The 13,345-nt window shown below is 72.2% G+C and carries 11 protein-coding genes; 7 read left to right on the top strand and 4 right to left on the bottom strand.

From position 1 onward, the window contains the following. The first annotated feature begins 37 nt into the window (after positions 1-37). Entirely contained in the window at positions 38-1,258 is a 1,221-nt protein-coding gene (locus ACFY10_RS21830) for a cytochrome P450 (protein WP_390666829.1), read from the top strand. Positions 1,259-1,273: 15 nt separating this feature from the next. Here the strand turns inward: ACFY10_RS21830 and ACFY10_RS21825 are convergent, their stop codons facing one another. From ACFY10_RS21825 to ACFY10_RS21815, 3 genes are read right to left on the bottom strand one after another with little or no spacing between them, the layout of a single operon-like run. Next, the gene (locus ACFY10_RS21825) at positions 1,274-1,786 is read right to left on the bottom strand and encodes a hypothetical protein (protein ID WP_390667103.1); all 513 of its coding nucleotides are present in this window, start codon (positions 1,784-1,786) and stop codon (positions 1,274-1,276) included. A 5-nt stretch (positions 1,787-1,791) separates the two neighbouring features. After that, complete coding sequence (locus ACFY10_RS21820) at positions 1,792-2,391, bottom strand: RNA polymerase sigma factor (protein WP_390666828.1); 600 nt, start codon at positions 2,389-2,391, stop codon at positions 1,792-1,794. Positions 2,392-2,426: 35 nt separating this feature from the next. Then, positions 2,427-3,863: a S8/S53 family peptidase gene (locus tag ACFY10_RS21815; protein WP_390666827.1), complete on the bottom strand. Its 1,437-nt coding sequence runs from the start codon at positions 3,861-3,863 to the stop codon at positions 2,427-2,429. 148 nt (positions 3,864-4,011) lie between these two features. On the opposite strand from ACFY10_RS21815, the gene ACFY10_RS21810 reads away from it, so the two are divergent. Next, complete coding sequence (locus tag ACFY10_RS21810; RefSeq protein ID WP_390667102.1) at positions 4,012-6,576, top strand: CHAT domain-containing protein; 2,565 nt, start codon at positions 4,012-4,014, stop codon at positions 6,574-6,576. A gap of 141 nt (positions 6,577-6,717) precedes the next feature. Next, the gene (locus ACFY10_RS21805) at positions 6,718-7,209 is read left to right on the top strand and encodes a hypothetical protein (RefSeq protein ID WP_390666826.1); all 492 of its coding nucleotides are present in this window, start codon (positions 6,718-6,720) and stop codon (positions 7,207-7,209) included. A gap of 89 nt (positions 7,210-7,298) precedes the next feature. Here the strand turns inward: ACFY10_RS21805 and ACFY10_RS21800 are convergent, their stop codons facing one another. Then, positions 7,299-9,221: a LuxR C-terminal-related transcriptional regulator gene (locus ACFY10_RS21800; RefSeq protein WP_390666825.1), complete on the bottom strand. Its 1,923-nt coding sequence runs from the start codon at positions 9,219-9,221 to the stop codon at positions 7,299-7,301. 95 nt (positions 9,222-9,316) lie between these two features. Here ACFY10_RS21800 and ACFY10_RS21795 point away from each other — a divergent pair, with 95 nt between their 5' ends. The 4 genes from ACFY10_RS21795 (at position 9,317) to ACFY10_RS21780 (ending at position 13,250) form a co-directional block, all read left to right on the top strand. Then, complete coding sequence (locus ACFY10_RS21795) at positions 9,317-10,405, top strand: M12 family metallopeptidase (protein ID WP_390666824.1); 1,089 nt, start codon at positions 9,317-9,319, stop codon at positions 10,403-10,405. 144 nt (positions 10,406-10,549) lie between these two features. Further along, entirely contained in the window at positions 10,550-11,074 is a 525-nt protein-coding gene (locus ACFY10_RS21790; RefSeq protein ID WP_390666823.1) for an AAA family ATPase, read from the top strand. A gap of 59 nt (positions 11,075-11,133) precedes the next feature. Beyond that, complete coding sequence (locus ACFY10_RS21785; RefSeq protein WP_390666822.1) at positions 11,134-11,418, top strand: hypothetical protein; 285 nt, start codon at positions 11,134-11,136, stop codon at positions 11,416-11,418. 302 nt (positions 11,419-11,720) lie between these two features. Next, a complete protein-coding gene (locus tag ACFY10_RS21780; RefSeq protein WP_390666821.1) occupies positions 11,721-13,250 on the top strand; it encodes an APC family permease in 1,530 nt (509 codons plus the stop codon). Positions 13,251-13,345 lie beyond the last annotated feature (95 nt).

Below are 13,345 nucleotides of genomic sequence, written 5' to 3'. Positions count from 1 at the left end.
CGCGACAGGCGCCCGGGCCGCGGTGAGGGTGGAGGGCATGACCGAGGAGATCACCACGCTGACGGAGCAGGCCCCGCCCCCGGTACGGGACTGGCCCGCGCACGACCTGGCCGGGACCGAGTTCGACCCGGTGCTCGCGGACCTCATGCACGAGGGCCCGCTCACCCGCATCCGGCTGCCGCACGGCGAGGGCTGGGCGTGGCTGGCCACCCGCTACGACGACGTCAAGCTGATCACCAACGATCCGCGGTTCAGCCGCACGGAGGTCACCAGCCGTCAGGTGACCCGGCTCGCCCCCAACTTCGCTCCCCGGCCGGGCTCGCTCGCCTGGGCCGACCAGCCCGACCACAACCGGCTGCGCAGGCCCATCGCCGGCGCCTTCACCGTGGGCGCGATGAAGCGGCTGCGGCCCCGCGCCCAGCAGATCCTCGACGAGTTGCTCGACGGAGTCGTACGCGACGGACCGCCGGCCGATCTGATCGAGCGGGTCCTCGAGCCCTTCCCGATCACCGTGGTCAGCGAGGTGATGGGGGTGCCCGCCGGGGACCGGGAGCAGGTGCATGCCTGGACGCGGCAGATCATCTCCACCTCCGGTGGGTCCGAGGCCGCCGACCGCGCCAAGAAGGGCATGTACGGGTGGATCACCGACACCATCCGTGCGCGGGCACAGAGCACGGACGACGACGTGTACACGCTGCTCGGTGCCGCCGTCGGCCGCGGCGAGATCAGCGAGGAGGAGGCCGTGGGCCTGGCCGGGCCGCTGCAGATCGGCGGCGAGGCCGTCACCCACAACTGCGGCCAGATGCTGTTCCTGATGCTCACCCGGCCGGAGTTGAGGGAGCGGATGCGGGAACCCCAGGCGCGCGGGCGTGTGCTCGACGAGCTGCTGCGCTACATCCCGCACCGCACCTCGGTCGGCCTGGCCCGCATCGCCCTGGAGGACGTCGAGCTGCACGGCCACCGCATCGGCGCCGGCGAGCCGGTGTACGTCTCCTACCTCGCGGCCAACCGCGACCCGGACGTCTTCCCCGACCCGGACCGGATCGACCCGGACCGCGACCCCAACCCGCACGTGGCCTTCGGCAACGGCGCACACTACTGCACCGGCGCCGTGCTCGCCCGTCTGCAGACCGAACTGCTCGTCGACACGCTGCTGGAGCGGCTGCCCGGGCTGCGCCTCGCGGTCCCCGCCGACCAGGTCGTCTGGCGCCGCAAGACCATGATCCGCGGTCCGCAGACCCTGCCCGTCACCTGGTGAGGGCAGGGCCGTGCATCAGGCCGTCAGCCAGTCCGTGACGAGCACTCCCTCGCCGGTCCGCAGCCGTAGCGCGAAGGGACCGGCGGGGGGTTCGCCGTAGGTGAAGCGCCCCATGTCGTCGGTGGTCAGCGGCGAGCCGGCCTGCGGGCCGCTGAGCACCTCGACACCCGCCGTCTGCGGCGGCAGCACCTGCCCCATCAGCCCCTGCGCGGTCAGTTCGACGTCCACGGTCACGCCGCCGACGTGGAACGTGAGCATCCGCGGCACATCCGTCGCTCCCCGCACGGGGATGGCGTCGACCACCGAGTCGAAGGTCAGCTCGGCGATGCGGGCGTCGAGGTCGTGCAGCGCAAAGGCCTCGACGGCGATCTGCCGCAGTTGGGCCGGCACCGGGTCCAGGATGGCCGCGGCCCGGCGGAGTTCCTCCTCCAACAGGTCGTACGCCACCTCGTCGATGGCGGTGATGTCGTCGAGGTCGTTGATGTCGTCGTTGTTGTTGCCGTTGTTGCCGATGTTGCCGTTGTTCATGTCGGTCACACCGCTCCCCGTGCTTCCAGTCGTGCCCGCAGGCGCCGCAGACAGCGCTGGCGGAGCGGTCCGATGCTGCCCACCGCGATGCCCAGCGCCGCGGACACCTCCTGGTAGCTGGGCGGCGGCGAGGCCATCAGGACGCGCAGCAACTGCCTGCAGCGATCGCCGAGTTCCTCGAACTCCTGCCACAGATGCCGGATGCGCTCGGTCTCGGCGGCCGCCTCCTCCAGGTCGAGGAACGACTGCTCGGGCGTACGGTCCTCACTGATCCGGTCGAGCAGCTGCGGATCGTCCGTCGGGGTCAGCCGCCTTAAGCTCTTGAGGACCTTCAGGCACTCGTGCCGCGCGGTGCTCGCCAGCCACGCCCCGGCCTTCTCGGGTTCGCGGATCCGCCCCAGGTGCTGGGCGAAGCGGAACCACGCCGTCTGGTACACCTCGTGCGCGTCGGCGTCGGAGAGCCGGTGCGAGCGCACGACGGACCACACCAGTGGGCTCAGCCCTTCCACGAGCGCCTTCCAGGCCGCCGCGTCGCCGTCGACGGCGGACTGGACCAACGCGCCGACATCTGCTCGGTCCACGGCCCCACCCCTCGTGTACGGCATGTCATCGTACGCCGTGGAGGGGACCGTTCCGGACCTCATACGCCGGGAGAGAGCTGCACGACCGGACCGGGGCGCCAGCCCGCCGGGCGCAGCGCCGGTACGTGCGCCCCGCGCACTTCCGCGAACCCGGTGTTGTCCGCGAGCAGTTGCTTGCGGGCCGCACGCGCGTCGCTCATCTTGTTGGCCGTCATGTAGGCGGCGACCATGCCGGCGGCCACGGGAGCGGAGAACGAGGTGCCGCTCCAGTGCGCGTACCCCTCGAACATCACCTGGTCCGCCTTGGCCGAGGTGGGAGTGCCGGCCTCGCTCAGCACGCCGGTGTGGCGCGGGTACTGGCAGGTGCACGCGTAGGTGAAGCCGAAGCGGCAGGCGTCGTACGTGGAGTGCTGGTAGACGTACGGGACGGGCGCGTCGAAGCCGGTCAGGGCGCTGGTGAGGCGCTCGCCGGGGGCGTACACGTTCACCCAGGCACCGTGGTTGCTGAAGCAGGCGCCGTACTCGCCGTCGCTGCGCAGCGCGCCGACCGAGAGGACGACGTCCGAGTAGTCGGGCAGGGAGGCGTAGGCGGCGGGCCAGAACGGGGTGGCGCTGGCGTTGTTGCCGGCCGCGGCCACCAACAGGGTGCGCTGGGTGCGCAGTTCCTGCATGAAGCTCTCGACGCCGAGCAGGCCGTCGGTGCGGCCGTTGGAGGTGCCGGCGGACAGGCTGATGACGTCCGGCCAGCCGTGCTCGTCGACCGCGTCGAAGAGCCGCTGCCCGAACTCGGACTCCAGGACGGCACCGGCGTCGTTGAGGGTGTTGCGCACCGTGACGTTCGTGTTGGGTGCGACGGCCGCGAGGAGGCCCGCGATGAAGGTGCCGTGGCCGACGTACTGCAGCAGGTTGCCCTGGTCGTCGGTCTCGGTGCCGTGCAGGTCGCCCTGGACGTGGGCGAGCAGCGGGACCATCCCGTAGTCGTGCGTGAGGCCGTTGTCGATGACGAGGACGCCGACAGCGGTGTCCGTGTCGTAACCGGCCGCGGCGGCGACCGGGTTGGTGCCCTGGGTGAGCGGGGCGGGCACGGGCTCGTCGCCGGGACACGAGTTGACCGCGATCGACACCACGTGGTTGCGGCTGACCAGCCGGCGCTGGGCGCGTCCCTCGTGCTCGCGCATGGCCCGCAGGGCGTGCGCGACCGCCCGGTCGCCGCGCCGGTCGCCGTGGCCCGGGTCGCCGACCTGGATACGGGTGATGCCGGAGCGGTTGGTCTCGGGGCTCACCCGCTGCACATGGTCGGCGGTCAGGCCGGTCGCCTCGGTGAAGTGGCCGCGCACGGTGTCCTCGACCAGCCGCGCCTCCTCACCGTCGCGGGCCAGGACGACGCCCTTCTCGTAGATGAACTCCGCCGCGTCGTCGGGCCCCATCGCCAGGGAGACGTCGGGCATGGATCGCTGGATCTGGTCGAACTGCTCGTGGAATCGCTGAGGTGCCATGGCGTGTCCTCCCGCTGAGGCGACAGTCGTGAATCAGAGTCGCGCAGCCGTCGATTGATACAGCGCCAAACCGGTGTGGGGCGCAACCACGGCCACTACCATCCTTTGAGTGACAGCGGGAAGCGACTCGGTTCTCGAACTGCTGCCGATGGTGTTCGCCGACCCGGGCGAGGCTCTGGCGCGGGCACAGGGCGTGCTGGACTGCGACCCGTCGCCGTGGCGCGCCTCCGTCGCGCACCAGGTGATCGGCATCTGGCAGCGGGACTGGGGCGACATGCGGATCGCGCTGCACCATCTGCGCCGCGCCCGCGATCTGGCGGCGCGCGCCCAGGCGCCCGACCGGGAGGGGGACATCCTGGCCACCCTCGGCGTGGCGCTGGTGCACTCCGGCCGCACCCGGCAGGGCCTGGAGGCGCTGGAGCGGGGTGTCGCGGTGAGCAGCGGGCACACACGCGCGCGTGTCCTGTTCCGGCGGGCCTACGCCTCCTGGGTGCTGGGCCGGCACCGGGAGGCGCTGGAGGACGTACGCAAGGCGATTCCCGTGCTGCGGCAGGCGGACGACGTCATCTGGACGGCGCGGGCGCTGACCCTGCGGGCCACGGTGCATCTGGCGCTCGGTGCGGTGGACCGGGCGGAGGCGGACTTCACTGCCGCGCACGCGCAGTGGGACACCACCGGCCAGGAGCACGACAAGGCCGACGTGGTGGAGAGCCGGGGCCTGGCCGCCTTCCGCTCGGGCGACATCCCCGTTGCGCTGCGGCTGCTGGACGAGGCCGAGGAGCGCTACGCCAAGCTCGGCACGCCGTCCTTCATGCTCTACATCCGGCGCTGCGAGGTCCTGATGGCCGCCGGGCTCGCCCCGGAGGCGCTCGCCGAGGCGGACACGGCCATAGGGGCGCTCGACGGCATCGGCGGGCAGTCCACGCGCAAGGCGGAGCTGCTGCTGGTCGCGGCCCGCGCGGCCCGTCTCGCGGGCGATCCGCACACCGCAATCGCGCGCGCGGCGCTGGCGGTGCGGCTGTTCGCCGGGCAGCGGCGCACCTGGTGGGAGACGCATGCCCGGCTGGTGCTGATCGAGGCGCGGGTGGCTGCCGGGCGCGGCTCGGGACGCCTGGTCGCGGACGCGGCGGCGGTGGCCGAACGGCTCGCGTCGTTCGGCGCGCCGGCCGCCCCCGAGGCCTCGCTGCTCGCGGGCCGGATCGCGCTGGACCTCGGCTGGACGGCGGACGCGGAGCGGCATCTGGCCGTCGCCGCCCGCAGCCGGCACAGCGGACCGCCGCTGGCGCGGATGACGGGCTGGGCCGCGCAGGCGCTGCGCGCGCGGGCCGCCGGTTCCGGCCGGGGTGTCCTGGAGGCGTGCCGGCGCGGGCTCGACGTGCTCGACGACCACCGGATGACGCTGGGCGCCTCCGAGCTGCGGGCCCGCGCCACCGAACAGGGCGCGGAGCTGGCCGCGTTGGCCCAGCGGGCCAGCCTCGACTCGGGCAGCCCGCGCCGGTTGCTGATGTGGAGCGAGCGCTGGCGGGCCACCGTCCTGTCCACGCCGCCCACCCGGCCGCCCGCCGACCCGGCCCTGCTCGGCAACCTGACCGCGTTCCGGGAGATCGCCGCCCGCGCGGAAGAGGCCCGCAGCGACGGCCGCCCGATTCCGGCCCTGGAGCGTGAACAGCGGCGTCTGGAGCGGGAGATCCGCTCCCGGACCCTGCACATGCGCGGCGACGCGCCCGGCGCCGAGGACCGCTTCCAGATCGGCAGGCTGCTGGAGCAACTGGGCGAGGTGCGGCTGGTGGAGCTCGCGGTGCTCGACGGGCGCGTCCAGGTGCTGCTGTGCGGGGACGGACGCGTGCGGCGGTTCGAGGCGGGGCTGCTCGCCGACGCCGAGACCGAGGCCGAGCATGTGCAGGCCGGGCTGCGGCGGCTGGCCCACCCGGGCGCGGAGGCACGGCTTCCCGTGGTGGAGGCCATGGGCCGCCGCCTGGAGGAGCTGCTGCTCGGCCCGGCCGCCGCCCATCTGGGCTGCGGCCCGGTGGTGGTCGTGCCGCCGGGCCGGCTGAACCGCGTGCCGTGGGCGCTGCTGCCCTCGCTGCGGGAGCGGGTGCTCAGCGTGTCGCCGTCGGCGAGCAGCTGGCTGCGCGCCCACGAGACCGAACCGCCGCCCGGCGGCCGTCACGTCCTGGTGCGCGGACCGGGGCTCGCCACCGGCGGCGCGGAAGTGCCCGAACTCGCCGACCGCTACGGCAGAGCGACCCTCCTGGAACACGACGACGCGCGCGTGCCACGCGTGCTGGAGGAACTCGACGGCGCCACACTGGCCCACATCGCCGCGCACGGCACCTTCCGCGCCGACAGCCCCCTGTTCTCCGCACTGCGGATGGCCGACGGCCCGCTCATCGTCCACGACTTCGAACGCCTGGACCGCAGCCCGTACCGGATCATCCTGTCCAGCTGCGACACCGCCCGCCTCGCCTCGGTCGGCGCGGACGAACTCCTCGGCCTGGTCACCGCCCTGCTGCCGCTCGGCACGGCGGGCGTGGTGGCGAGCAGCGCACCCGTCAACGACCACGCCGTGGTGGAGCTGATGCTCGCCCTGCACAAGGGCCTGAGCGCGGGCCTGTCACTGGCCGAGGCCCTGCGCGATGCGCGCGCCTCGCTGCCGGGGGATGCGCTGCACCAGGCGACGGGGTGGGCGTTCACGGCGTTCGGGGCGGCCTGAACTCGCAGGATGCGAGCCCCAGTTCTGTACTCAGCAGCCCAGGACGACAATCACAGAATGATCACTCCCCTTACACATCCTTCACATGTCGCCTTGTAGGGCACTACGGTCACTCCACCAGAAACACCCAGGGGGGACGAGATGACCAACCCGTACACGGCACCCATACCGCCCGCGCCACGCCCGCCGGACATCCGTCCGCTGCGCAAACGCAAGCGCGTGTGGCTCGGCGGCGCGGGCCTGCTCTTCGCGGGCGCGCTCATCGCCTCCCCCGCGAACAGCGACAAACAGCCCGTCGAGGCCAAGGTCAAGCCCGCGACGACGATCACGGCGACCGTGACGGCCACCCCCGAGCCCGGTCCGACGGTCACCGAAACCGTCAAGGCCAAAGCCAAGCCCGGCCCCACGGTCACCGTCACCAGAACCGCCGCCGCCAAGGCCGCCAGTACGGGCAGCAACAGCAGCAGCCAGGACAGCGTGGGCACGTGCTCGATCAAGTCCAACTCGGGGAACTGCTACTCGGCTGGACAGTTCTGCCGCAACAGCGACCACGGGGCCGTCACCACCACCGCGAGCGGCGCGACGATCAAGTGCACATACAGTTCGAACGCGTGGCGCTGGGCCTACGCCTGACGCGACACGCCCGGTGCTCCCGGCAGGGGTCGGCGGCCTGACCCCTCCCCCGAATACTGGGGGTCAGACCGCCGGTTCATGGGCGCGGCTCAGGCCGGCTGCGCGTCCGGCAGCTCCACGAGCCACGGCAGCGCGCCCCGGTCGCTCGCGCCGAGCCGGGCGTATGCGCTGTAGAGGTGGTTGCCGACGGTGCGGATGGACAGCGTCAGCTGTTCCGCGATCTGCCGGTTGCTCAGGCCCGCGGCCGCCAAGGTGACGATCTGCCGCTGGCGGGCGGTCAGTTCACCCAGGACCAGCCCCGACAGGGCCGGGGTGCGGGCGCCCTGGCAGCGGCGGGCCAGGGCGACGGCACGCGTGCGTGAGGTGCGTGCGGCGCGCGGGTCGCGGTGCGCGCGTACGGCCTGCGCGTGCGCCTCGGCCGCGAACAGCAGGAACCCCCACCCCTCCAGCGCCTCCGCGGCCCCGTCCAGGGCCGGACCGTCGCCACGGGCCAGCGCCTGGGCATGCGCGGCGAACACACCGTCGGCCGGCAGTCGCTCGGCGACCTTCTCCGGGGCTCCGAGCCGTACGGCGTCGTAGAGGGCGAACGCCGTGTCGGCGCCGGTGATGTCGGCGCTCGACGCGCCCATGCGGTCGCGGCCGTCGCCGTACCGCTGCACCATGCCGTCGGTGGCGTCGCCGATCGCCGCCAGCGCCCCGTCCACATCCCCGCGGGCCGCGATCAGCCACGCGGACGGCCGGTCCAGGTCCGGGCACCCCGCCGCGGCCTCCTGCGCGGTGGCCGCATCCCCCGACTGCGCGGCGGCCAGGGCGAGTTCGGTGCGGCACGGCGCGTCGTCCGTAGCACCTCGGAGCCCCTCCCTCGCCCAGGCCGCCGCCTCCCGCAGCTCCCCCCGAAGCCGCGAGAACCGCGCGCGTACGGCCGCATACCCGGCGGGCACCGGTGCGCCCTCCTGGGCGAGCCACTCCCCCACGGGCGTCGGCAGCGACCGTACGTCCGCCTGCTCGATCCGTCGGGTCAGCGCGGCCGACTCGGCGGCGAGGGCCGCAGCGCACTGGGCCGGTGTGCGGGCCAGCCGCCTGGCCCGGAGCCTGCCGGCCGCGGCACGCAGCACCGGGCCGTACAGGGGGCGGGCGAGGCGGACGGCGCCCTGGTCGCACTGGTCGTCGATGCGGATCAGGCCGTCGGCCTCGAGGTTTTCCAGGATCCGCAGGTCGAGGTCGTCCACGGGCAGGGGCAGGGGCTCCGAGAAGGCCAGGCGTTCGAGCGTCCTGCGCTCGTCGGGGCCGGGGCGTTCGAGGATCTCGGCGGTGCGCTGGCGGACGGTCGCCGTCACCGGCACCGGGCCCCGCCACGCCCATTCGTCCGTGTCCGGACGGAGACGGGTCAGGAGGCCGCGCTCACGCACCGCGTCCACCAGTTCGCGCAGCAGCCTCAGGTCTCCCTGGCACAGGTGGTGGAGGCGGTTCAGGGTGAGCGGCTCCATGCTTCCGCCGACACCCGCCGCGAGGAGCTGCTCGGTGTCCTCGCGGGGCAGCGGCTCCAGCGCGAGGCGCGGCAGCAGCTCACCGGTCCACAGCCGGGAGATCGCCCCGGGGTACGGGCCGCCGTCGCCGGCGACGACGATCAGGCGGGTGCGGCCGTGCACGGCCAGCTGGTGCACGAGGGCGGCCGAGGCGTCGTCGAGCAGATGTGCGTCGTCGACGACCAGCAGCCGTACCCCGGACAGGAGTTGGACCGCCCGGTGCAGGGAGACCGCCTCGGGCAGCAGGTGGGCGAACGCGGCGAAGGGGATGTGCCGGGTCTCGGGTGTCCCGGCCGCCCGGGCGCGGTCGCTGCCCCGCACGGCCTCGGTGACCAGCCGGGTCTTGCCGCAGCCGACCGGGCCGGTCACCACGATGCCGTGCCGGCCGGCGGTCAGGGACCGGCGGATCAGCTCGAGCTCGCCCTCACGTCCGGTGAACTGCCAGGGCAGCTCAAGGGTCTTCGCGTCGCGTTCGAAAATCGTCACGGGAGTATGAGCGCGAGTACTCACGCCTGATACAGGGTGACTTGAGTAGCCCCCGACTCAGGCGCCTGTGCCCCTGCCCGCGGCAACCTGTGCGCATGACCGGACGCTACTGCTCCCTCGCGCAGCAGTCGGCCCCCGCCTTCACACCGGGGCTGACCGCCGAGCGGCTCAGTGCGCTCATCGGCGGACGGTCGATGTGGGTCAACGTCACCGTTCTGCACTACTGCTTCTTCGACGGCGACACCGACGGGTCGGTCATTCCCGTACCGGGAACGGGGCAGTCCCGCCGGGTGTCGTGGGTCGGCGCCAAGGAGCAGCGGGACGTGGTGCGTGAATCCTTCGAGGAGTGGCAGGGCCTCGGCATCGGCGTGTCCTTCGTCGAGGTCGGCGACCGCTCGGAGGCCGAGCTGCGCATCGGCTTCCAGCTCGGCGACGGCTCCTGGTCGACCGTGGGCAAGGACTGCCTGCAGGTCGGGCAGAACGAACGCACCATGAACTTCGGCTGGGACCTGACCGCGCCCGGGGAGCGCGGCACGGCCCTGCACGAGATCGGGCACGCGCTCGGCATGCTGCACGAGCACCAGAGCCCGTTCGCCGGCATCCACTGGGACGACGAGGCCGTCTACGCCGATCTGGCGGGCGCCCCGAACTTCTGGAACCGCGACAAGACATTCTTCAACATCCTGCGCAAGCTCGACCCGGACGAGGTCAACGGCTCCGTCTGGGACCCGCAGTCGATCATGGAGTATCCGTTCTCGGGCGGGCTGATCCTGGAGCCGGAGCAGTTCCGCGGGGGCCTCAACCCGCCCGGCACGCTCTCGCCCGCCGACAAGGAGTTCGTGCTGCGCTGGTACCCGCCGGCCGACACTCCCCATCGGCCGCCCGCCTTGGTGCCCTTCCGCTCCGCGCCGCTCGGCCTCGCCCCCGGCGAGCAGGCCGACTTCACCGTCGACCCGCCGGAGACCCGCGAGTACACCATCGGCACCTTCGGCGCGAGCGACTCCGTTCTCGTGGTCTTCGAGGAGCGGGACGGGGAGCCCCGCTATCTCACCGGCCGGGACGACGGAGGAGCACCGCACAACGCCACCATCAAGGCCCGGCTCGTCAAGGGCCGCCGCTACTTCGTCCGAGTACGTCTGTACTCCGCGTGGGGTCCGGGGGAGACAGCGGTCATGTGCTGGTGACGGCGCATGACCGCCCACGCGGTAGCTGGACCATCAGTCCGGCGCCGGGGGAAGGTCGGAGCACATCACCTTCGGGGGAGGGAGATGTGCTCCGACCCGTTTCGGGCCGTCAGCCTGCGGACCAGCGCCGGGCAGGATGACCGCATGCTCGTCGTGATCGGCGGCCTGCCCGCCACCGGAAAGACCACCCTCGCGCGGCTCCTCGCGGGGCGGATGGGCGCGGTCCACCTGCGGGTGGACACCATCGAGCAGGCCCTCGTCCGCTCCGGCCTGGCGCGGCATCCCGTCGGGCCTGCGGGTTACGTCGTCGCATACGCGCTGGCCGAGGAGCATCTGCGGCAGGGCCTGACCGTGATCGCGGAGTCGGTGAATCCGCTGGGTGTCACGCGGGACGCCTGGCGTGACGCGGCCGGGCGGGCGGGGGTGTCCTGCGTCGAGGTGGAGGTGGTGTGCTCCGATCCGGTCCAGCACCGGCGGCGAGTGACCTCACGGTCGGTCGACATCCCGGATCTGCCGCTGCCGGACTGGGATCAGGTCGTGGAGCGGGAGTACGAGCCGTGGGAGCGCGAGCGCATCGTCGTCGACACGGCGGGAGAGAGCCCCGAGGAGTCGCTGGCCGGTCTGCTCGAAGCCGTGATGTCAGTGGCGGCCGATAACTTCGAGACATGAGTGCATCACTCTCCGCACTGGAGAGGTGCCCACAGCCACCGACCTCAGGGAGACCGCACGTGATCAGTGGATACGTCATCGGGGAGAGCTTGCGGCCCGGCGCGGTCTTCCAGCCCCAAGGGCTGCGGCTGCGCAAGGTCAGCCGGCTCGACGTCTCGGCGAGTGCGAGCGCCGCGCAGCCCGGGCTGTGGACGCTCGTCGAGTGGGAGGCCGACGGCGACGACGTCGGCGGGCTCGGGCAGGCGTTGGCCGATGCGTTGGAGCCGGCCAACGGCTGGTACGCGGACTTCAGCGCCGGGGACGAGCGCGTGGTCGTCTTCGCCGGGAAGGCCACGCGGCGCTAGCCGCATATCGGATCAGCCGGTATCGGCGCGGCGATGCGGCGGCCCGCGCGGAAGCGATTGCGTACGGGCGGTCGGTGGGGACTCCCGAGCATCAGCTCGACTGGAAGGAGTGAGCTGGGTGCGGGTCAGTTGCCGCCCCTGTGTGGCCTGCGCCTGTGGCGTTCGATGTTTCGGCGGGGTTTCCGCTGCAGCAAGGCGCTGCGGCGATGGTCAAAACTTGTACATGAACGCTTGTGCGGTTGTGCGGCGACGCAGATCATTGGCCGGATCGAACCTGTACCCCGAGCACGCAGGAGCTCCCGGTGGCCGCTGAGCAAGTAGCAATGGAGCCGGCCGGTGCGCCGGCGGCAGCCCAGACGGAGCGGCAGAAGCTGCGCAAGCACTTCGGCCGCTTCGACATTCTCTTCTTCCTCCTGTGCACCATCGTCGGTGTGGACACCATCGGCACGGTGGCCTCGTCCGGTGCCGAGGCGTTCACCTGGCTCATCGTGCTGGCCGTCGTGTTCTTCGTGCCGTCCGCGCTGCTGACCGCGGAACTCGGGGCCGCGTTCCCCGACGAGGGCGGCCCGTACATCTGGACCAGCCGGGCCTTCGGACGCCTCGCGGGCGCCGTCAACAACTTCCTGTACTGGATCACCAACCCTGTGTGGCTGGGCGGCACACTCTCCGTCTCCGCCGTCACGGCCTTCACCACCTTCTTCAACGACGGCAAGGACCTGAGCACCCCGGCCTTCTACGTCTTCACCCTGATCTTCGTCTGGGTGGGCGTGCTCGCCGCGATCCTCTCCTTCGACATCGGCAAGTGGATTCCCACCATCGGCGCCTGGAGCCGCTTCGTCCTCCTCGGCCTGTTCACGATCACCGTCGTGATCTACGGCGTGAAGCACGGCCTGCACGGCTTCGGGTTCGGCGACTTCTCCCCGACGTACGCGGGCTTCGTCGGTCTGGTGCCGGTCCTGATGTTCAACTACGTCGGCTTCGAACTGCCCAACACCGCGGGCGACGAGATGACCGACGCCCAGAAGGACGTGCCCTTCGCCATCTTCCGCAGCGCCGGCCTCGCCGTTGCGCTGTACGCGCTGCCGATCCTCGGCATCCTGCTCGTCCTGCCGGTCAAGGCCATCAGCGGCCTCGGCGGTTTCATCGACGCCATCCGGCAGGTCTTCACCGTGTACGGCGGCCACGTCGCCTCCGACGGCACGGCCACGCTCAGCGGTGCCGGCAGCCTGCTCGGGGACCTCGCCGCGATCATGTTCATCCTCACGGTGCTGTCGTCCGGCGTCACCTGGGTCATGGGCTCCGACCGCGCCCTCGCCGTCTCCGGCTACGACGGCGCCGCGCCCCGCTTCCTCGGCGTCATCTCCAGCCGGTTCGGCACCCCGGTAAGGGTCAACATCCTCAGCGGGCTGGTCTCCACCCTCGTCCTGGTCCTGGCGCACGAACTGACCAACGGCAGCGCCGCCAAGCTCTTCGGCGCCGTCCTCGGCCTCGCCGTCTCCACCACCCTCGTCAGCTACCTGGGCATCTTCCCGGCGCTCGCGGTACTGCGCCGCAAGGCCCCGGACGTCCCCCGCCCGTACAAGGCGCCCATCCCCCGCACCATCAGCGTCGTACTCACCGTGCTCATCCTGTTCGCCAGCGTGCAGCTGGTCGCCCCCGGGCTGGGCGACCACTGGTTCGGCTCCGACTACGCCCCGGACGGCTGGAGTCACGGCGAGCGCTGGAAGTACCTGCTGACGGAGGCCGTCCCACTGGTCGGGTTCATGTTCCTCGGCGTGCTCTTCTGGGCACTGGGCAGGCCGACCCGCGCGTCACTCGCCGCTGAGGAATGACCTGATCCGCTCCCCCGCCGGTGACACCGCACACCGCCGCAACTCGCCCAACTCGCCTAGGATGACGAGGAATTGATCATCCAACGTTGCGTGCG

The sequence above is a fragment of the Streptomyces sp. NPDC001401 genome, assembly GCF_042895385.1.
In the GTDB taxonomy this organism is placed as follows: domain Bacteria; phylum Actinomycetota; class Actinomycetes; order Streptomycetales; family Streptomycetaceae; genus Streptomyces.
The sequence above is the reverse complement of the archived record's forward strand: the minus strand, read 5'-3'. Positions and strand labels throughout refer to the sequence as shown.

Coding starts and splice junctions, on each gene's coding strand:
- ACFY10_RS21830 (WP_390666829.1), top strand. CDS start 38: ATGACCGAGGAGATCACCACGCTGACGGAGCAGGCCCCGCCCCCGGTA.
- ACFY10_RS21825 (WP_390667103.1), bottom strand. CDS start 1,786: ATGAACAACGGCAACATCGGCAACAACGGCAACAACAACGACGACATC.
- ACFY10_RS21820 (WP_390666828.1), bottom strand. CDS start 2,391: ATGCCGTACACGAGGGGTGGGGCCGTGGACCGAGCAGATGTCGGCGCG.
- ACFY10_RS21815 (WP_390666827.1), bottom strand. CDS start 3,863: ATGGCACCTCAGCGATTCCACGAGCAGTTCGACCAGATCCAGCGATCC.
- ACFY10_RS21810 (WP_390667102.1), top strand. CDS start 4,012: ATGGTGTTCGCCGACCCGGGCGAGGCTCTGGCGCGGGCACAGGGCGTG.
- ACFY10_RS21805 (WP_390666826.1), top strand. CDS start 6,718: ATGACCAACCCGTACACGGCACCCATACCGCCCGCGCCACGCCCGCCG.
- ACFY10_RS21795 (WP_390666824.1), top strand. CDS start 9,317: ATGACCGGACGCTACTGCTCCCTCGCGCAGCAGTCGGCCCCCGCCTTC.
- ACFY10_RS21790 (WP_390666823.1), top strand. CDS start 10,550: ATGCTCGTCGTGATCGGCGGCCTGCCCGCCACCGGAAAGACCACCCTC.